Below are 19,885 nucleotides of genomic sequence, written 5' to 3'. Positions count from 1 at the left end.
TAGTTTCCCTTCTGTTCATGATTTAAACTGAATAGATATACTTCCACCTTACATGAAAAAACCGGCAGAGAAAACCTGCCGGTTTGTACTTCTTATCCGTGCCGTTCTATAAAGCGTTTAAACCGATCCATCGCTTCTACAAGCGACTCCAGCGAAGTAGCATACGAGCAGCGGACATGCCCTTCTCCCCCTGAACCGAAAACTGTTCCTGGAACCACCGCTACCTGTTCCTCCGTCAGAAACGCCTCGGCGAATGTTTCGGCATCCATACCCAGCTTTTCAATCGAAGGAAACGCATAGAAAGCACCAAGCGGCGTGTGGCACTCGAGCCCCATTTCCGCAAAAGTCTTAACTAAATAATTGCGGCGCTGCCGGTAGCTTGCCACCATTCTTTCCACGTCTGCACGTCCATTTTTCAATGCCTCCAGGGCACCGAACTGGGCAGACGTAGAAGCACACATCATCGTATACTGGTGAATTTTAAGTACTGCAGCCATGATATCCTTCGGACCGCATACATACCCTACTCTCCATCCAGTCATCGCAAACGCTTTGGAGAATCCCGAAATTAAAATTGTACGCTCGAGCATTCCAGGAAATGCGGGCAGGCTGGCATGCTCATGATCATAGCTGAGCTCGGCGTAAATTTCGTCCGATACAGCGAGCAGATCGTGGTCTTTAATTACTTCCACAATCGGCTCCAGCTCTTCCTTCGACATATGGGCCCCTGTTGGGTTGTTCGGATATGAAAGAAGCACCGCTTTCGTCTTTGAAGTAATAAGGTCTTCGAGATCTCCAGCCTTAATTTTAAAATCGTGTTCTTTTGTTGTTTCAAGCGGCACCGGTACTCCCCCGGCCATAGTGATAATCGGTGCGTAGGAAACGAAGCAGGGCTCTGCGACAATTACTTCATCCCCAGGGTTAATGATCGCCCGAAACACTGCATCAATACCTTCACTTGCCCCTACAGTAATCACTATATCTGATTCGGGATGATACGAGACGTCAAAAGAACTTTCGAGATAATATGATACCGCCCTCCGGAGTTCAATCAGGCCGGCATTTGCTGTATAGGATGTGAACCCCCTTTCCATCGAAACGATGCTTGCTTCCCTTACATTCCAGGGAGTGACAAAATCCGGCTCCCCTACACCTAAGGAAATGACGTTATCCATCGTTGAAGCTAAATCAAAAAAACGCCGGATGCCTGAAGGCTTTAACTGCTGTACAGTCTCAGACAGTCTATGCTGTTGGGTCGAGGAAGTATTCATGGCGAAACCATCATTCTGTGGTCTTCATCGTCGTCACCAAACACTACTCCGTCATGCTTGTACGTTTTCAGCCGGAAATGGGTCGTCGTGGAAATAACCGAATCCAGGGCCGATAGTTTTCCCGAAACAAACGAAGCGATTTCTGACATCGTTTTTCCTTCAATGACCACCTGCAGGTCATACGTGCCTGACACTAAATACAGAGCTTTGACTTCCGGGAAACGATGAATTCTTTCCGCTACTTCATCGAACCCAACGCCCCGCTGCGGAGTCACTTTTACATCAATCATTGCCGTCACGCCATCATGGTTGTTGACTTTACTCCAGTCCACGACAGTCGCATACGTAACGATTACTCTATTTTCCTCTAATTTTTTCAGCATTGCTTCTACTTCTTCTTCGGTCTGGTCTATTAATTTGGCAATTGTTTTAATATCCATTCTGGCGTTCTGTTCCAGTAAATGCAGAATCTCCAATTCTTTTTCGTTCAAGAACGGCAGCCCCTTTCTCTCTCCTTGAATTACATCTCCTGTGCACTATTGTACACTAAGAGAGGACACTAAACGACATGTCCTTCTCTTTTACACTACTTTTTTTATTGGTATATAAAACATTATCAAGCTTTCCGCAAAAATTTTCAAACAAGGCTTCAGTTTATCTAAAAAAAGCCTTTTAATTTTGAAGCAAAAAAGGAATCAGTAACAATGGAGGCGATAAGATGGCAAAAGAAAAATCCCATGTAAACCAACAGTCCAGCGTGGCTTTCGTAGTATTAGATATGATCAATGATCTGGATTTTCCGGACAGTGACGATTTACTCCCGCATGCCCTCGATGCCGCTGAGAGTGTTAAAAATTTAAAAAAACAGGCAAAAGAAAAAGACATCCCTGTTATTTATGTAAACGACAATTACGGGCGCTGGCAGAGTAACTTTCCTGATCTGGTGGAATACTGCAGACGCGACGACGCCCCAGGAAAACCGGTAGTAGAAAAAATCCTTCCCGACGATGATGACTATTATATACTCAAACCGCAGTTTTCGGGATTCTTTGCTACTCCATTGGAATTACTATTAAATAATCTGGAAGTCACGACGATTATATTTGCGGGCGTAGCCGGCAATATGTGCGTGCATTTCACAGTAAACGACGCTTATATGCGTGGATATAAATTAATGGTGCCGCAGGACTGCACCGCATCCAACAGCATGCAGGCCAATGAAGAAGCAATCAATTTGATGAGTAAGGTTCTTGGAGCTGATACAAGGGACAGCACCGAATACGATCTGGAAAAAATCATCCAGGAAGCCCAGGAGCTTCCTCAGCCTTCTCATTCTTCCTAGACAAAAAAGCTTCCGGGGGTCCGGAAGCTTTTTTACCTACTTATATTCAAGCAGTACAGAAAATCACAAAAAAACCTTCCGGAGCAAAGACCGGAAGGTTTTTTATCGTTATGCTTCAAATACACGTTCGAGTGAAGATTTATCCTGGTTGAGCCAGCTGCGGAATACCTGCTTGGCATCTTCAAGGTCATGAAGCTTCGCCTGACCGCACTGCAGTTCAGTAGCTGCAGGAACCTCAGTAACTTCCACGCCGTCTTTCATCGTTTTCTCAAGAATATCAATGATCTCACTTACCGCCGGCTCCCCGTTCATGATCAGATAAAATCCTGTCTGGCAGCCCATCGGTGAAAGATCTATAACTTCAAAGTGGTCATAGTCTTCAGCATATTCGCGAATATTCAAGGCAAGCAGATGCTCCATCGTATGAATCGTTGGCGGTTCGAGGTTATCTTCATTCGGCTGGCAGAAACGAATATCAAATTTTGTGACGATGCCGTCGCTTCCCACCTTCTGAACCCCTGCCTGACGGACGTATGGAGCAACTACTTTCGTATGATCGAGCTCAAAGCTTTCTACTTTTGCCATATCGTTACGTTCACTCCTTTATTATTTTCTTGTGCCCATTGTATCGTTTCCCGCACACAATTCCAAATTAAACAATTCCGCTCAAAAAAGCCCCGGCCTTTAGGCCGGGACTTAAAAGCCTGTTATTCAGCTGATTCACCAGTAATTTCTTCGATTTCGCCTTCAAGTGTTGTCAAAATTTCTTCAGCGTCACCGCCGACTTCCTCTACATAGTAATCACGCATTGGCATAGTTACTTCCCGGAATTCAGCGCGCTGTTCCTCGCTCAATTCCACTTGTTCAATATCAGATTCACTGGTCATCGTCTCTCGGGCCTGTTCATTCTGCTCAACCTGTTCGTCATACACCCAATCCTGCATTTCTGTTACCGTCTCATCGAAGGTTTCTTTCAGGTCGTCCGGAAGTTCATTATAGAACTGCGGGTTCACTGTTGTCATGGCTACGTAAGAATTCTGGTTTGAAATCATCAAATGGCTCTGTACCTCGTCGTAAGAAGAAGCTTCGATAAAGAACAATGGATTCTCCTGGCCGTCCACTGTCCCGTTATCAAGAGAAGTGTAAAGCTCTCCGGCGCTCATTACCTGCGGGTCTGCCCCGTATTCACGGTAAGTCTGCTGAAGCAGCGGGGAGTTCTGCGTTCTCATTTGAAAGCCATTGAAGTCGTCTGGAGACTCAATTGCCTTATTTCCTGTCCACTGCATTGCTCCCTCACTCCAGAAGGAGAGCGGCATAATGTCTTCTTCCTCATATCTCGCAGCTAACGTATCGTTTAATGCTTCGCTTTCATTCAATACCTGCTGCACGTCTTCCTGATCATTTGGAAGTAAAAACTGCAGGGAGAACACCTGCCCTTCCTCTACCATTGTTCCAGTAAATCCCGGAGAGACCACAGCCATTTCAACCGCCCCCTGCTGGAGTTGCTCCACCTGGTCGACTTCACTGCCGAGGCCGCCGAATTCCACCGGCTCAATCGTTACCTGGCCGTCTGTCTTTTCATCCATCCGGTCAGCGAATTCCTGTGCATATTCGTACTGTACCTGGCCTTCGTTTTCCTCAGTCACAAAGGTCCATTCATATGTTTCTTCACCATTGCCGCCACCACCACTTTCATCACTGCCGCCACCGCAGGCTGCGAGTACTGCTGCTGCAGAAAGAGTTGTCCCCGTCAACAAACCAAGCTTTTTCTTTTTCATGTACAAATTCCCCCTTATCAGTAGTAAAACGAATGATCCGGCTGTCGGAGAGGCGGCCATCCGCCACCACCTTCCTCATCCAGCCCCCCTGTTAATTGTCAGGGAGTAAAAACGTTGAAATAGGTTCAAAAGCTATAAGCAGTACTGCAATAACGAGCATCATCACAATAAACGGGGGCGTCCCCCGAATGGTATCGAGGTACGATCGGTTAAACACCGCACTCGCGGTAAATATATCTACACCAAATGGCGGTGTAGCGGAGCCAAGCGCTGCCTGGAAGGTAATAACGACTCCTAAATGCACCGGGTCTACTCCCGCCTGAATTGCGGCTGGGTAGAAAATCGGGGTCAAAATGAGAATAACTACAATCGGATCCACAAACATACAGCCGATAAAGAAGAAAATGGATACGATAATTAAAACGTAAATTGGTCCCGGGTCTCCGCCAAGGAAGGTGTCTGTAATCATTTGCGGAATACGGGCAAACTGAATAACCCATGCAAACACCTGGCCGCCGGCTACCAGCATAAAAACAGCCGACGTTACAAGCCCCGAGGATAAAGCGATGCTGAACATTTGTTTTAGCTTCACTGTACGGTAGACGATAACTTCTAGTATAAATGCGTACACCACTGCCATTGCCGCTGCTTCCGTCGGAGTAAAAAGGCCCGAATAAATTCCTCCGATAATAATAACTGGAAATAGAAGAGGGAAGACCGCATCAAACGTCATTTTTCCGCGTTCTTTCCATGGAATTTTAGCTGCAAGCGGGATACTGTAAATTTTGGCGTGTATGTATGCATAGAGAGTAAAGAAAATAAATACGAGAAGGCCCGGGCCAATGCCCGCAATAAACATATCGCCAAGGGACGTGCCAGAGATTAAAGAATACATAATCATCCCTATGCTCGGTGGTATCAAGAGCGCCACATCACTTGCGTTAATAATAAAAGCAATAGCCGTTGAGTCTTTGTATCCTACTTTTAACAGCCGCTGTCTCATCGGCCCGCCAATCGCTACTACTGTCGCCTGGGTCGAGCCGGAAATCGATCCGAAAATTGTGCAGGCGGCCGCGGTCGTAATCGCGTAACCACCCCGGAGGTGGCCGACAAAAGCGCCAATAAAATCAAGCAGCCGCTTTGATGTGTGTCCCTGCGACATAATGTCCGCTGCAAAAATAAACATCGGAACTGCAAGAAGCACGTAGCTTGATATTCCTTCAAGCATCTGCTGGAGCATAATAAATGGATCGACTGCATCAAAGAAAAACAGCACAATCACAAGTGGAGCCAAAATCAATGGAACCATCATAGGGAAACCGAGAGCTAAAAAGATGACCATTATCGCAAGTAATGTAAAAAGCATAATTGTTTCCTCTCATTCTCCGGTATATTTTATAGTTGATTGGATTCTTTCGCTTCTTGCTCTGTGTCATAATCTTTTCGTTCTGCTGCGATGTATACGTCTTTGTTTCTCACGTTTACCCAGAAGTTCCGTAAAAACTGAATACCTCCCAACAAAAAGCCAATAGGCGCCCATACCACCATCCATACATAGGAAATCCTAAGGTAATTGGTGACCCTGTTTTGTGAAGCCAATACGTAATCATACGAGTAATATGCCAGAGCAAACAGCACAAAAGCTGTAACTAAAGGAATAATAAGAGCTAACGCTTTACGGTATTTGTACGACACATTATCAAACAGCGCTGTCATACTAATGTGTCTGCCCTGTCTGGCCACGTAGCCCAGCCCAAGGAACGTCGCCATATAAATCGCAATCTGACTTATTTCTTCTGCAAATGCCCATCCGCCGAGGCCAAGGTTCCTGCTGATGGTATTGCCTGACACCATTACCGTTATCGTTATGATAGCAAGCGACAGGACTGCTTCTTCAGTACGCTTAAGACCTAGATCAAGCCATTTGAATATTTTCAATTTTCAAACACCCATTTCTGCATTTTTTCCAATTTTTAAAAAATAATGGCCGCAATTTAATTTAGATGCAGACCTGCCATTCACAGTATATGTATAAATAGAACTTTTTTATAATAAGTTAGTGTAAGTATACTTAACATATACATTTCTTGCAAATGGTTTAGGTACATTTTATCCCTTTCTTCCTTTATATACTAGCACCTAATCCTTACTAATTCGTGCTGACGCCTGCTTTAGTCCTAAAATCCTCTGAGATGGCAATTTTCCTGGGCTGAATCTTTCTTTTCGACTCTCTTTTTCTCTATTTCTTTCCTGCTTTCTTTGAGCCTCGGCACCACGAACCTAATGCCATATGATAAAATATTGTTGCCTGTACTTATATTTATCATAATGTGGGCGGTTCCTTATCCTTACTAACTGCAAAATTCAGAAAGGACGTTCGTGAATGGAATTACTGCAGAACTTCCCACTCCTAGTGGCATTATCTTCTATCTTATTAGCACAGGCGATTAAAATACCTCTTGGTTTTATTGCTGCCAAAACCTGGGACGCTTCACTTATTACAAGCACCGGCGGTATGCCAAGCTCCCACTCAGCAGCCGTCACTTCGCTATCTACTGCCATCGGTATTGAGCAGGGCTTTGACTCGAATCTTTTTGCCATCTGCATCGTTTTCGGCGTTATTGTAATGTTTGATGCTACCGGCGTCCGGCGGCATGCGGGCTATCATGCTACCGTATTGAATCAGCTCGTTAATGATTTTAACCGCCTCGTAACAGAAGCCCGGTCGTGGCAGCAAAAACGCGAACCTGAAAAACGCCAGGAACTGAAAGAGCTGCTTGGCCACCAGCCGATTGAAGTTATTTTCGGAGCTATTTTCGGAGTAGCTGTCACGTTCGCTGCTCATGCGATTTTTATCGTGTGATCAGCTTTTGGTTCGCATGATATATAGAGAAAGTCCCCGGCACGAATGCCGGGGACTTTCTCTATATATTGTAACTTATATTCAGTTTAAAACGGGTTCTGGCCTTTGCGAAGAAGGAAGCCAAAACCGCCAAGAATCCACAAAGCACGATTTTCGATCACTTTTTTCATGAAGAACGCCGGACGGCCATAAAGCTTCTTCGAGCCTACAACACCGATGGCTTCTTTTCCACCAAGAGAAGCTACAGTACCTTTAATATCGGCAGCAAAAGCTTCTGTTGGGCGCCCTTCTATCAATGCTTTAATGTTATTAGCAGCCGTTTCGCCCTGTTGGAGAGCTATTTGCGCTGTTGGCGGGAACGGGCGATCAATTTCTGTATTGATAATAAGAGAACAGTCGCCGATAATAAATTCGCGTTCGTAGCCTGGAGCACGAAGATCGTCATCCACTTTTACCCGGGCACGGTTGTTTTCAAATCCGGACTCCTCGATAAGCGGATTGCCACGAACACCAGTTGCCCAGATCACTGTCGACGTTTTTACGGATTCCCCAGTGTTCAGCTCCACGCTGTTTTCCGTTACTGCTTTAATCGGGGAATCGAGCTTGAATTCTACTCCACGGTTTTCAAGTAAATTCATCGCATACTCTACAAGCTCCGGATCAAAGCCTGGAAGAGCTGTCGGCATCGCTTCGATGACGTACATTTTGACTTTGTTGCGAGGCACGTCATACTCTTTACAAAGCTTAGGTACGCGTTCGCTCAGCTCGCCTATAAATTCCATACCGGTAAAGCCGGCGCCTGCTACAACAAATGTCAGATCTTCTTCTTTTGCTTCATCACTGTGATAGCGGGCAAACATGTATTCAATGCGGTCTTTCATCTGGCGCGCCCCGTCTACTGTCCACCGGTGGTAGGAGTTTTCGTAGACGCCTTCGATACCGAACGTTTCAGAAATAGCACCAACGCCTACAATAATGTAGTCATACTGCAGTTCGCCGCCGGAAGCAAGCGTCACTTTCTTTTCTTCTGTAACAACCTTAGTTGCTTCATCCTGAACGAAGTTTATTTTATTTAAATCAAGAATTTTGCTGATTTTAATGCGGGTGCGGTCATGGTGAAGTGTTCCCGCAGCCGGCTCATGCAGCCAGGTCGTCTGGTAATGATAATCGTGCCTGCTGACCAGCGTAATGTTTGCATTGTCTGTTCCTACTTCTTTTGCCAGCTTCGAAGCGGAAACGAGACCAGCATAGCCAGCGCCTAAAACAACAATATTTGTTTTCCCTGCCATGTCAATCACTTCCATTTTTAGATTTTGTTAAAAGCAGCTCATGTATGTGATTTATTTCACGTACATAACTATATCAAACCAGTTTTTCTTTAAGATAAAGGAAAACCTGCTTCATTACCTGCTTTTAATGCGTTGCATTTTGTAAAAAAATAGACACAAACCCCGTACTTAATATTATGGGTTTTGCCGTAATATTTCAACCTTTTTCCCGATTTTCACCTTTTTTCATCTCTTACCCTCAAGCGCGGCAGGGGAATACCCTTGGCATTGATTTTGCTTATGTTACAATGTAACTCTTGAAACAATTTCTCAATTGGTTTCTATTTTTCTCAATCAGTATTATAATGGAATGAAATTTGAAAAGATTTTTGGAGGTGTACCTTAGTGGTATTAGAGTCAGATATATACGATGTGACCATTATAGGCGGCGGTCCTACCGGTTTATTTACCGCATTTTACGGAGGGATGCGCCAGGCTAAAGTTAAAATCATTGAAAGCATGCCACAGCTCGGGGGCCAGCTTGCTGCCCTCTACCCGGAAAAGTTTATATATGACGTGGCAGGATTCCCGAAAGTCCGGGCCCAGGAGCTTGTAGATAATTTAATTGAACAGATGAATCCCTTCAACCCGGAGGTAGTCCTTGAACAAAGCGTAGAAAATGTCATCCGCAATGAAGATGACCTGATTGAGCTTCATACGGATAAAGGGGTGCATTATACCCGCACTATTATTATCACTGCTGGAGTAGGCGCTTTCCAGCCACGGAAACTTCAAATTGACGGCATGGAACCATATGAAGAATCCAATCTTCACTACTTTGTTAACGATCTCCAGGCATTTGCCGGAGAAAAAGTGACTATTCTTGGCGGCGGCGACTCAGCTGTTGACTGGGCAAATATGCTTGATCCAATCGCAGACGTCACTCTCGCCCACCGCCGGGACAAATTCCGTGCCCATGAGCACAGTGTCGAACAGCTTAACCAGTCGAACGTGGATATTCTCACCCCATTTCAGGTTAAAGACGTACTCGGAGACGGCGAACGTATTCAGCAGGTCGTTTTTGAAGAAGTGAAAGGTACTGTTGAGCAGGTCGTCGACGTTGATTCCCTGATCGTCAACTACGGCTTCGTTTCTTCTCTCGGCCCGATTAAAGAATGGGGACTCGATATTCATAAAAATTCCATTGTTGTAAATACAAAAATGGAAACAAACATCCCCGGCGTCTACGCAGCAGGGGACGTTACTTCCTACGAGGGCAAAGTAAAACTAATTGCTACCGGCTTCGGGGAAGCTCCTACGGCAGTGAACAACGCAATGAATTATATTAATCCAAAGGCAAAAGTTCAGCCGGGACACAGTTCCCATATGTTTTAATAAAAAAACGATCCGCATCCGGGATCGTTTTTTTGCTATTTAAAGCTGATTTCTTCTCCGGTCTTTTTCTGCACAGTTTCAGCGAAATTGTTCTTTTCCTTTTCCGCCTGTTCAAGCACCGGGTTAATATTTTCTTCAACCGACTGGGCCAGGTTCTCTGTGCTCATTAACTCTTCTGCAACGTATACGTATTGATTCGCATAGGAAACGTGAGCGTTATACACTGCCTGCATATCTTCGCCCTCCGGTACGCTGATCGTTTCAACGTTATCTAATGCCGTGACGAAGATATCTTCCTGCATGCTTTGAAGCTCTCCGCCTGCCCCTTCTTTTTCATCTTCTACGGCGTTTACAGCTTCTGTAAGATGTGTGTCCAGCTGCTCAAGCTCTGTGGCGCTTTCGTCCACTTCTTCTATGTATTGCTGTTCTTCGTCTGATAAGCTGCTTCCACAACCTGTCAGCATTATTGCGCTTAATACTCCTACAAAGATCGCTTGCCTTTTCATAACTCCACCCCCTTATCACTACATTTTACAAATTGTGCCTATACGTGACCAGAGAAACATAAAAAAAGCAGCTGTCAATACACAGCTGCTTTTTCAAAACTACTCTCTTAGCATTTCTCCGGTGTGCCTTCCTTGGTTGCGGTCTTGAACGATGCGCCGCAGCCGCAGGAGGCGATGGCGTTCGGGTTGTCGATCGTAAAGCCGCCGCCCATCATGTTTTCTTTGAAATCAATGTTTACGCCCTGGAGAACTGGAGCACTCTCATTATCAACAACGATAGGAACGCCTTTAATCTCAAGTACCTGATCCGTTTCTTCTACTGTAGAATCGAAACCCATGCCATAGGATAGGCCCGTGCACCCGCCACCTTTTACGCCTACACGCATATATAATGAACTGTCGCCTTCTTCTTCAATCATATCCAGCACGCGCTGTGCTGCTGCATCCGATAATACTAACATTAGTGTTTCCTCCTTTGTGTATCTGAGGCTCATTTATATTATAGACTCTATTCCTCCGTTCTTCAAATATTACCCTTCTGATTTTTTATCCAGTTGTTTTTGTGGGCAAATACATGCGCTTTACTTATACTTGTAATAGAAATATTAAAATAAGGAGGCGATTTTTTGAAAGTCATGACTCTACTTATCCTTGCCCTTGGCGTTGGATGGATTATTGTTGCGGAAAACACAAATCAGACTGTTTCTTTTTCAGTTTTCCAAAGTGCTTCCACGACAAATAGCGAAACTGATTTAATCGAAGAACAGAAAAAAATGGAAAAATCGTGGCAGCAGGAGTACATGGCCGGAAACTATACTTTTGATAACCCAATGATCATACAGGACCCTTACGGCGAGGCGCCGCTGACTGCCCTGGCTAAATTCCGCACTGAACAGCCAAGCCGTATTACTGTCACCGTAGCCAGCCGCAGTGAAGCGCAGGATATCACTCATACATACTCTGCCTTTAATCAGGAGCATGAGGTACCCGTTCTTGGCCTGTATCCAAGTACCGAAAACGAAGTTACTATTGAAGCTGAAGACCGGCAGGGAAACGTCCAGGTGAATACTGTTTCTATAGAAACCAGCGATACTCTCGCCTCCGCTCATGACCGGGAGATAGTGACAAGCTCCCCGGAGGAAATGGAGCCTGGGCTCACCTTTTTAATCCCTGGTAAATCCAACGTTTATGGCGTGGACGAAGAAGGAGACATCCGCTGGTATTCTTCCCGTACCGGAGGCTTTGTTTTTAAGCGTCTCTCCAATGGAAACCTGCTGCTCGGGGCATCCGAGTCAGCGGACAAGCGCAATGATTATCTGTTTGAGACAGATATGCTTGGAAAAGTCCAGCACCAGTATAAAATTAATTTGCCCAATTACGAGGACACTAACGTAATTCACCATGATGCCATCGAACTGCCAAATAACAATCTTTTAGTTACCGTCCACGATAACAGCAATGCCTACGAAGAGGATACTATGGTCGAAATTGACCGTAACACCGGTGAAACGGTAGAAACGCTTGATTTAAAAGACATCTTCCCTTCTGAAGCATATGAAGAATATTCCGGGCCGAACGAAAGTGACGGTGACTGGATGCATCAAAACGCTATTTGGTATGACGAAGAAAACAAAAGCATTCTTGTATCCGGACGCCATCAGAGTGCCGTGCTCAGCCTAACCTATCCCGATATGAATATTAACTGGATTCTTGCTGCCCCGGAGGGATGGTCAGAAAGCATGGCAGATAAAGTACTCGAACCCAAAAGCGAAAATTTAAAATATCCCGGTGCCCAGCACGCCCCGATGATACTCCCGGACCAGGATAATAACCCCGCCACGAAAGATGTTCTGCTGTTTGATAATAACAGGGCAGTTACCCGCGGCGATGATTCCCTCAGCAGAGATTTCAGCCAGGGAATTCAATATCGGATCAACGAAGAAGAAGGCACCGTGCAAACCGTTTGGAATTATGGTGAAGAGCGGGGGAAGAAATTCTTTTCCAATGTCGTCGGGGACGCTGACTTTTTGTACGAAACCAACAACCGCCTGTTGACCTCCGGCTATCAAAAAGTAGAAGACGGCTACCAGGCTACTGTCGTTGAAACTGCCGGCGATACGCAAAACGTTGTATACGAGCTCGAACTTTCCGGCATTAAAAAAGGCGACGGCCGGGTTGTTTACCGGGCAGAGCGGATGCCGCTCTATCCAGAAGCATGGAACTTCTCTTCCGCTTCCCCGGGCCCCGCTTCTTCTGACTGAGGAAGAAAAGTTGGTTTGGGCGTTGTTACTTTCCTTCCGGAATACCACGATGTATAATAAGAAATTGAGCCCCGGAAATTCTTGTTAGCTTGATGTCTTTCCCTGGCAGCATACCTTTTATATACCTATACCACAGATAAGGCTCTGCACGGCGGTACGGAAGCCGCCTGCAGGACCGCTGGACTTTACAGTATTTCTTGTACATCGGAAAGGAAGGATTATTATGGCGATCACCTTGAATCGCGACGCCGACATGCAGCGCATTGCCGACAAAGTCCGAGAAGGAGAACGGTTATCCATCGAAGACGGCCTCTACCTCTATGAAACAGCGGACCTATTGACCGTGGCCCAGTTGGCAAATGAGGTGAACGAAAGAAAAAACGGGGATAACGTTTATTTTATCGAAAATATGTACATCAACCCGACCAACGTATGCGAAGCCAGCTGTTCATTTTGCGGATTTAAACGCAAGCCCGGCCAAGAAGGCGCGTATACAATGCATGAGGAAGAACTGCTTGAATACGTTGAAAAACGCTGGAATGATAACATTCGCGAATTCCATATCGTTGGCGGCCACAACACGGATGTGCCTTTTGAGTATTATTTAAATACTGTGCGCGTATTGAAAAAGCATTACCCTCAGGCGAAGGTTAAAGCTTATACTGGGGCCGAAATCGAATTTTTCGCCCGCCATGCAGGAATCAGCATGCGCGAAGTCCTCGTAGAGCTGCAAAAGGCAGGCCTCGACACGCTTCCGGGCGGGGGCGCTGAAATTCTTACTGAAAATTACCGTGCAAAAATGAGCCCGGACAAGGCGACGACGTTCGAATGGCTCGAAGCTCACGAACTCGCTCACGATCTTGGCATGCGTACGCACGCCACCATGCTGTACGGGTCAATTGAATCGAAGGAGGAACGGCTTATTCATATGGACCGTGTCCGCGCCCTTCAGGATAAAACCAACGGATTCATGGTCTTTATCCCGCTGGCCATGCAGCCTCGCAAGCTCAATGCCGGCCTGCACCAGCGCACCTCGGCATTCGATGACCTGAGGACCGTGGCAATTTCAAGACTGATGCTTGATAACTTCGATCACATTAAAGCGTACTGGATTAACATCGGCGCCCAGTTGACCCAAATGGCCCTCACCTTTGGCTCTGATGACATTCACGGTACCCTGATCGAGGAACGAATTTCCCACTCCGTTGGCGCGTTGACGTCCCAGGGCATCACCCGCAAAGAATTAATCCATCTGATTAAAACAGCTGGAAAAACACCGATGGAACGGGATACGTTCTATAATATTGTTAAATCTTATTAAACACAAAAAGAGAGCGGGCCTCCGCTCTCTTTTTCTTTATACCGAGGCCCGTCTCGTTTCATAATCTCCAGTGCAGATGACCTCAGCATTCCCTGTCATGAGAATATTACCCGAGGACTGCCAGGTAATGTACAGATCGCCGCCGGGAAGGTGTACAGTTACTTCTTTATCTTTTTCGCTTTTCCCAGCTGCGACTGCAGCTGCCACTGCCGCACAAGCGCCGGTTCCACAGGCCTGTGTAATACCGGATCCGCGCTCCCATACCCTGAAATCCATCACATCGCTGCGGCGCATATGCACAAATTCAACGTTAACTCCTTCCGGAAAGGCTTCATGCTTTTCCAGCTCCGCTCCTGCCTTTTCCACCGGGGCCTGCTCCACGTCATCCACGAAAATCACTGCATGCGGATTACCCATGGATACAGGCGCCAGCTGCCAGGAGCTTCCTGCTGCTTCAAGCACCAGCTCATTTTTTCCTGTGCCCTTTACAGGGATGTCCCTCCAGTTAAACTTCGGCGCTCCCATATCAATCGTCACCAGACTGACCGTCTGTCCTGTATTATCGGGGTGAACAGTGGCCTTCATTGTGCCGCCGAGTGTTTCGATCGTGAAACGTTCTTTACTTACATACCCGTGTTCGTAAGCATATTTTGCCGTGCAGCGCAGACCATTTCCACAGTTCTTCGCTTCCGAACCGTCCGCGTTAAACACCTGCATTTTTACATCTTCATGTGTCGACGGCCCAACCAGGATCAGCCCATCCGAGCCGATTCCTTTGTTTTTATCGGCTACCTGGCGGGCAAGCCTCGGCAGTTCATGCTCTTCAAGCGTTTCTTCAAATACGTCAACATAAACGTAGCTGTTGCCCAGTCCGTGCATTTTTGTAAATCTCATGACTTTCTCTCCCTTCGTCTCAGCGGCTCTGTTGTCCATAAGTAGTCTTCATCTGCAAACACAATATGCATGCGCTTATGACAGCACGGCATATTGATATATGTTTTTATTTCCTCTTTAGCCCATTCTAAATCTTTTAATTTCATTGGCGTTAGTACGCTTCTCGTGCCGCAGTATGGACATTCATTAATGTAAATATCTTCGCCTGTTCTATCGTATGGCCATGTATTTTCAAACGGAATAATATCCATTTCTCTCCTCCTCTTTAAACGTTGAGAAAAAAAGCGCCTTCCCTTCTGCAGAAAGACGCTTTTGCATTAAAACATTGGGTTTTCTTCAAGGTGAGTATAAATATTGGCAAGAAGGTCTTTTTCATCTTCCCCTTCTACCGGCTCCCCGTTCACAAGTGCATACATGTTCATAGAGCAACGGCCGCAATAGCCTAAGCATATATCTTCAATAACATCCAGATTCGGATCTTTTTCAAGTTCTTCCATTGCCCCGTGAGAGCCGTTCGCCAAATTACTCATGCAAAACTCAATAATCGGCCTCATCTTTCATCACCTCTTCCCGGGTTATACGAGTTTATATTAGTCGTCTGCGGCCGCTTCGTCAACCAATTCGTTTGAATGAGCCGTTCACAAAATTGTTTGATATTTTTAAAATTGGTTGCCAAAGCAGCTGTACCTCTCTATAATCAAAATTGACCGCAGTCATTTTTACTGGCTGCATAACGAATCGTTCTCTCTCTATTATATTTTTTCTATTTTTGCAGACGCTTTTAGCTGCGCAGAGGGGGCACATTTTATGAAAAGAACAGAAAAACGCGAGCAGACACGCTCCCGCATTCTGCAGGCAGCCGTACGTTTATTTCAGGAAAACGGCTTTGAGCAGACAACGGTACAGGAAATCACAGCTTCTGCTGAAGTAGCCAAGGGGACTTTTTTTAATTATTTCCCCACGAAAGAGTCGATCATGCGTGCACTCGCAGAGGACCGGCTGCTCAGGGTACAGGAATATATGCAAACATATAAGGTTCGGCGCATGACTCTTACTTCACGTATTCGTGCCTACGCCGGCTATTTTTTAGGGGACTTTCACCTGAACCCTTCCCTGACCAGGCACATCTGGCGGCATGTAGTGGAGCATGACAGTGCTTTATTGAGCACATGGGAACAGCTTCTAGAGAGCGGGGTCCGCCAGCAGGAAATAAATCCTTCTATTTCTCCGCACCGATGGGCACACATTATTAACAGCTATTTTTATTACCAGCTTTCCATCGGTACTGAAACCGAACGCGAAGAACTACTTCACCATTTTATGCAGCTGGTCCACGCGGGTATAGACAGCATGCTACTCAAAGGGGGACAAGAAACAATGGAAAAAATTATCGTATTAGGAGGGGGCTACGGCGGGATGCGTTTTCTCCAGCGCGTACTCGGGAGCGACCTCCCCCAGGATGTTGATATTACATTAGTAGACAAACTTCCGTATCACTGTATGAAGACGGAATACTATGCGCTTGCCGCCGGCACTGAGTCGGACCACGACGTACGTGTTCCGTTTCCGGATCATTCCCGTTTAAAAATTCATTTTGGCACAATCGACCATATCGACATGGAAAATCAGATGGTCGTTATGTCTGATTCTTCCTCGCTTCCCTATGACAAGCTTGTTGCCGGTCTCGGGTCGGTGGACAACTTTCACGGTGTGCCTGGAGCAGAGGAGCATTCCTACAGCATCCAGAGCATGGAAGCAACGCGTCGCACGTACGAAGCCATCAGCAATCTTCCGCCAAAAGCAGCAGTTAGTATTGTAGGTGCAGGCCTCAGCGGCGTGGAACTGGCGAGCGAGCTGCGGGAAAGCCGGGCTGATCTTCACGTACGCTTGTTCGACCGCGGAGAAACTATTCTGCCCATGTTTCCAAAACGCCTGAGTAACTATGTACAGAACTGGTTTGAAAAGCACGACGTGGAAGTAATCAGTAATTCCGACATTACTACGGTAACAGAAGAAGGCCTGTACAATCATGAAGACTGGATTCAGTCTGAAGCGATCATTTGGACAGCAGGAATCCAGCCAAACAAAATTATCCGTGATCTTGATACTGAAAAAGACCGGAAGGGACGCATCATTTTAACCCCTCACCATCATTTAACAAACGATGAAAATATTTTCATCGTTGGAGACTGTGCCAGCCTGCCGCATGCACCAAGCGCCCAGCTTGCTGAAGGCCAGGCGGAACAAATTGCTACGATTATGAAAAAACGATGGAAGAACGAATCTCTTCCGGAAACAATGCCTGAGATCAAGCTTAAAGGAACCCTCGGTTCTTTAGGCAAAAAGCATGGATTTGGAGTTATGGGCGGCACTGCCAAAGCAGCAGTTACCGGCCGTGTAGCCCGGCTGTTAAAAAGCGGCGTGCTCTGGATGTACAAAAATCACTCTGGCGTATAAACAATTTAACGGCTTATATTACCTTTAAAGAAGACCTGCCCGTGTGGCAGGCTTTTTTTGTGTTACCGTAACTTAGTTTTCACTAAGTAAATAATCATGAATAACATGAAAAATTTAGAAATTTTTAGACACATCGGATTAAAAAAACGTAATGCTATTGACTAGGTATCGTTCTCCATTTACTATTAACTAAAATTTCAAAAAATATAAAATTTTGTGTAATATTATGGGGAGGGTCAGTATGCATTTTACTGGAAAATTAACTGTCGGTGTTCTTGCCGGAATGGTCATCAGCTCAGGGGGGCTTCTTTACGCAAGTGGTTCTGCAAATGATAACGCCAATGAGAATGGTATTGAAAACAGCAGTAAAAATTCTGGGGACCAAGCCCCCGAAAATGTGATAGTGATGATCGGGGACGGCATGGGTATGGGACAGATGGAAATCGCTTCAACGCTTGAGTACGGCAAAGAAGGCGAATTGTTCATGGAATCGCTCGAACATACGGGTATGACCAGCACACATTCTGCCGACAATAATGTAACCGACTCAGCTGCCGCCGGTACTGCCCTTGCTACCGGCACGAAAACCAATAATGGAAGTGTCGGTGTCGATGAAGATGGCAATGAAGTGGACAGCATTCTAGATCACTATCAAGAGGACGGGAAAAAAGTTGGCGTAATTTCTAACAATACCGTCACAGACGCGACGCCAGCCTCATTTACTGCAAGCGTAGCTGACCGTGGAAGTGAAGAGGACATTGCCGAACAGCAGTACGAAGAGAAATACGATGTACTGCTTGGGGGCGGCGGCGAATTTTTCGGAGCTGATGAGGAAAAGAACGAAGACAGGCTCGTGGATGATTTTCAGGAAAGCGGCTATGAGTATGCAACTAATGAAGAAGAGCTTGAGGAGGTTGGCACTCCGGACAAATTGCTTGGTCTGTTTAATGATTCGTATATGAATTATAAAACTGACAAAGACGACGTCGACAGCAAAGAGCCCTCCCTGCAGGCTATGACGGAAGCAGGGCTCGATGTACTCTCTCAGGAGGAGGATGGCTTCTTTATGATGGTCGAGGGGGCCCGTATTGACCACGCTGCCCACGCGGCTGATGCCACAGGCGTTTGGCAGGAAATGATCGAATTTGACCAAACAGTGGAACAGGTCGTTACCTGGGCGGAAGACCGCGATGATACACTTGTTGTTGTGCTCTCCGATCACGAGACGCTTGGCATGTCCGCCACAGAATCGATGGATGTGGACGGCCTGAAAGACATTGAAGTATCGCCCGAATATATGGCCCAGCAGCTCGAAGCCCGGGAAGACTCTGACGAATACACTGATGAAAGCATTAAGCAGGTGTTCTCGGAGTACGCTGATATCGATATTACAGATGATGAATTAGAAGCATTCCGTGCAAATATTGAGGACGATGAAGGGGAAGTGTACCCAGAATACCAGGTAGGCTGGGAAATCGGCTCCATCATTGCCGATCACTACAGCGTAGGTTCTCTTGACACCGAAATACGTGCAGAGAGTGATACCGGCGGCCATACAGGAGAAATGGTGCCATTCTTTGCCGCTGGCGCCGGCAGTGACCATTTTACCGGTTATAAGGATAACACGGATATTGTCGGACTTATCGAAGAAGCTTCTGCTGAACAAACTGCTCATGGCAAAAAGAATGACCATGATTAATCAGGGCTGAATCTGTTAACAGCTGAAAAGGCCGGCCTGAAGTTCTCCCTCTTCGGCCAGCCTTTTTTCTATTTCGCAGTGGTGTCTGAACGGTACTCTTTTGTTTTGTCGATTTCTTTATAAATGACCTTGAGTCTCGGATTACCCTCAGCTACTACGGTTCCATTCACCGTGACAAGCGGATAAAAGTATTCTTCCTGCCGGACTTTTTCCGCTACGGGGTCCTCCCCTGAACTCCTGTCTTCAATATCAATATGCTCTACTTCAGGAGTGTCTTCCGGGTATTTTCTCTGAATCGCAGCCTCCAGCCATTCTGCTGTTTCACGGCTGGAGGGAAGGTTAACGCAGCTCGGGCATTTCTTTTCCGCTCCATAAACTTTTATCACAATCACACGCCTGCCTCCTTTTCTTTATCATACTATATCTGCGCTTTCTTCACTATCTCTTATGCCCGGTTGATAATGATTGTCAAACAGCACTTGTTCGTAGTAGAATGCATATATACGTGATGATATTTGAACATAACAGCCCAACGGTTTATAATAAAAGTATTGAAAGGAGAGATCAACATGCCACAAACGACAGAAGATATGCATGCACAGGTTCAGGAGGTTCTTGAAAAGCTCCGTCCCTTCCTGCTTCGCGACGGAGGCGACGTAGAACTTGTAGATATTGAAGACGGCATCGTTATGGTCCGCCTTATGGGAGCATGCGGCTCCTGCCCTTCCTCTACAATTACACTGAAAGCTGGTATCGAACGCGCGCTTTTAGAAGAAGTGCCGGGTGTTAAAGAACTCGAACAGGTATTCTAATAGACTGTAACCGCAAAA

Annotated in this window: 21 protein-coding genes and 1 pseudogene; 9 read left to right on the top strand and 13 right to left on the bottom strand. The window is 46.1% G+C overall.

What is annotated here, in order from left to right:
- Positions 1–92: 92 nt before the first annotated feature.
- Together B5066_RS08870 and B5066_RS08865 are read right to left on the bottom strand one after the other, a co-directional pair.
- Positions 93–1,271: an aminotransferase gene (locus tag B5066_RS08870; protein ID WP_079475575.1), complete on the bottom strand. Its 1,179-nt coding sequence runs from the start codon at positions 1,269–1,271 to the stop codon at positions 93–95.
- Positions 1,268–1,762, bottom strand: a complete 495-nt coding sequence (locus B5066_RS08865) for an Lrp/AsnC family transcriptional regulator (RefSeq protein ID WP_143745416.1) — start codon at positions 1,760–1,762, stop codon at positions 1,268–1,270. The genes B5066_RS08870 and B5066_RS08865 overlap by 4 nt, the downstream gene beginning before the upstream one ends.
- A gap of 227 nt (positions 1,763–1,989) precedes the next feature.
- On the opposite strand from B5066_RS08865, the gene B5066_RS08860 reads away from it, so the two are divergent.
- A complete protein-coding gene (locus tag B5066_RS08860) occupies positions 1,990–2,613 on the top strand; it encodes a cysteine hydrolase family protein (RefSeq protein ID WP_079475574.1) in 624 nt (207 codons plus the stop codon).
- A gap of 108 nt (positions 2,614–2,721) precedes the next feature.
- Here B5066_RS08860 and B5066_RS08855 read toward each other — a convergent pair whose 3' ends face one another.
- From B5066_RS08855 to B5066_RS08840, 4 genes are all read right to left on the bottom strand, one after another.
- The gene (locus B5066_RS08855) at positions 2,722–3,198 is read right to left on the bottom strand and encodes an S-ribosylhomocysteine lyase (RefSeq protein WP_079475573.1); all 477 of its coding nucleotides are present in this window, start codon (positions 3,196–3,198) and stop codon (positions 2,722–2,724) included.
- A 122-nt stretch (positions 3,199–3,320) separates the two neighbouring features.
- Positions 3,321–4,391, bottom strand: coding sequence for a TRAP transporter substrate-binding protein DctP (gene dctP / locus B5066_RS08850; protein WP_079475572.1), 1,071 nt, complete (start codon positions 4,389–4,391; stop codon positions 3,321–3,323).
- Positions 4,392–4,482: 91 nt separating this feature from the next.
- Positions 4,483–5,757 (bottom strand): TRAP transporter large permease, encoded by a 1,275-nt coding sequence (locus B5066_RS08845; protein ID WP_079475571.1) that lies wholly within the window; start codon positions 5,755–5,757, stop codon positions 4,483–4,485.
- A gap of 29 nt (positions 5,758–5,786) precedes the next feature.
- Entirely contained in the window at positions 5,787–6,329 is a 543-nt protein-coding gene (locus B5066_RS08840; protein ID WP_079475570.1) for a TRAP transporter small permease, read from the bottom strand.
- A gap of 445 nt (positions 6,330–6,774) precedes the next feature.
- Between B5066_RS08840 and B5066_RS08835 the strand changes: the two genes are divergently transcribed.
- The gene (locus B5066_RS08835) at positions 6,775–7,254 is read left to right on the top strand and encodes a divergent PAP2 family protein (RefSeq protein ID WP_079475569.1); all 480 of its coding nucleotides are present in this window, start codon (positions 6,775–6,777) and stop codon (positions 7,252–7,254) included.
- Positions 7,255–7,340: 86 nt separating this feature from the next.
- Here the strand turns inward: B5066_RS08835 and B5066_RS08830 are convergent, their stop codons facing one another.
- A complete protein-coding gene (locus B5066_RS08830) occupies positions 7,341–8,543 on the bottom strand; it encodes an NAD(P)/FAD-dependent oxidoreductase (RefSeq protein WP_244897360.1) in 1,203 nt (400 codons plus the stop codon).
- Between the two features lie 384 nt (positions 8,544–8,927).
- On the opposite strand from B5066_RS08830, the gene B5066_RS08825 reads away from it, so the two are divergent.
- A complete protein-coding gene (locus B5066_RS08825) occupies positions 8,928–9,917 on the top strand; it encodes an NAD(P)/FAD-dependent oxidoreductase (RefSeq protein ID WP_079475567.1) in 990 nt (329 codons plus the stop codon).
- A gap of 35 nt (positions 9,918–9,952) precedes the next feature.
- Here the strand turns inward: B5066_RS08825 and B5066_RS08820 are convergent, their stop codons facing one another.
- Together B5066_RS08820 and B5066_RS08815 are read right to left on the bottom strand one after the other, a co-directional pair.
- A complete protein-coding gene (locus tag B5066_RS08820; protein ID WP_079475566.1) occupies positions 9,953–10,423 on the bottom strand; it encodes a hypothetical protein in 471 nt (156 codons plus the stop codon).
- Positions 10,424–10,530: 107 nt separating this feature from the next.
- A complete protein-coding gene (locus B5066_RS08815; protein ID WP_079475565.1) occupies positions 10,531–10,884 on the bottom strand; it encodes a HesB/IscA family protein in 354 nt (117 codons plus the stop codon).
- Between the two features lie 174 nt (positions 10,885–11,058).
- On the opposite strand from B5066_RS08815, the gene B5066_RS08810 reads away from it, so the two are divergent.
- Together B5066_RS08810 and mqnE are read left to right on the top strand one after the other, a co-directional pair.
- Positions 11,059–12,684: an aryl-sulfate sulfotransferase gene (locus B5066_RS08810; protein ID WP_244897381.1), complete on the top strand. Its 1,626-nt coding sequence runs from the start codon at positions 11,059–11,061 to the stop codon at positions 12,682–12,684.
- Positions 12,685–12,907: 223 nt separating this feature from the next.
- On the top strand, positions 12,908–14,005 hold the full coding sequence (gene mqnE, locus B5066_RS08805; protein WP_079475563.1) for an aminofutalosine synthase MqnE: 1,098 nt from the start codon (positions 12,908–12,910) through the stop codon (positions 14,003–14,005).
- A gap of 36 nt (positions 14,006–14,041) precedes the next feature.
- Here the strand turns inward: mqnE and dapF are convergent, their stop codons facing one another.
- The 3 genes from dapF to B5066_RS08790 form a co-directional block, all read right to left on the bottom strand.
- Positions 14,042–14,899, bottom strand: a complete 858-nt coding sequence (gene dapF / locus B5066_RS08800; protein ID WP_079475562.1) for a diaminopimelate epimerase — start codon at positions 14,897–14,899, stop codon at positions 14,042–14,044.
- Positions 14,896–15,150, bottom strand: a complete 255-nt coding sequence (locus B5066_RS08795; RefSeq protein ID WP_079475561.1) for a hypothetical protein — start codon at positions 15,148–15,150, stop codon at positions 14,896–14,898. The genes dapF and B5066_RS08795 overlap by 4 nt, the downstream gene beginning before the upstream one ends.
- Positions 15,151–15,216: 66 nt before the next feature.
- Positions 15,217–15,453, bottom strand: coding sequence for a YuzB family protein (locus B5066_RS08790; protein ID WP_022794141.1), 237 nt, complete (start codon positions 15,451–15,453; stop codon positions 15,217–15,219).
- A 253-nt stretch (positions 15,454–15,706) separates the two neighbouring features.
- Here B5066_RS08790 and B5066_RS17090 point away from each other — a divergent pair.
- The 3 genes and pseudogenes from B5066_RS17090 to B5066_RS08780 form a co-directional block, all read left to right on the top strand.
- Positions 15,707–15,874 (top strand): annotated as a pseudogene (locus B5066_RS17090) (TetR/AcrR family transcriptional regulator); the annotation flags it as partial.
- Positions 15,875–16,276: 402 nt separating this feature from the next.
- The gene (locus B5066_RS08785; RefSeq protein ID WP_371862275.1) at positions 16,277–17,356 is read left to right on the top strand and encodes an NAD(P)/FAD-dependent oxidoreductase; all 1,080 of its coding nucleotides are present in this window, start codon (positions 16,277–16,279) and stop codon (positions 17,354–17,356) included.
- A gap of 241 nt (positions 17,357–17,597) precedes the next feature.
- The gene (locus B5066_RS08780; protein ID WP_079475559.1) at positions 17,598–19,055 is read left to right on the top strand and encodes an alkaline phosphatase; all 1,458 of its coding nucleotides are present in this window, start codon (positions 17,598–17,600) and stop codon (positions 19,053–19,055) included.
- Between the two features lie 68 nt (positions 19,056–19,123).
- Here the strand turns inward: B5066_RS08780 and B5066_RS08775 are convergent, their stop codons facing one another.
- Positions 19,124–19,447, bottom strand: coding sequence for a DUF1462 family protein (locus B5066_RS08775; protein WP_079475558.1), 324 nt, complete (start codon positions 19,445–19,447; stop codon positions 19,124–19,126).
- A 177-nt stretch (positions 19,448–19,624) separates the two neighbouring features.
- On the opposite strand from B5066_RS08775, the gene B5066_RS08770 reads away from it, so the two are divergent.
- Positions 19,625–19,867, top strand: coding sequence for a NifU family protein (locus tag B5066_RS08770; RefSeq protein ID WP_022793950.1), 243 nt, complete (start codon positions 19,625–19,627; stop codon positions 19,865–19,867).
- Positions 19,868–19,885 lie beyond the last annotated feature (18 nt).

The organism is Marinococcus halophilus (assembly GCF_900166605.1).
Taxonomy (GTDB): Bacteria; Bacillota; Bacilli; order Bacillales; family Marinococcaceae; genus Marinococcus; species Marinococcus halophilus.
Note: the sequence above shows the minus strand (reverse complement) of the source record. Positions and strands in the feature narration are given on the sequence as shown.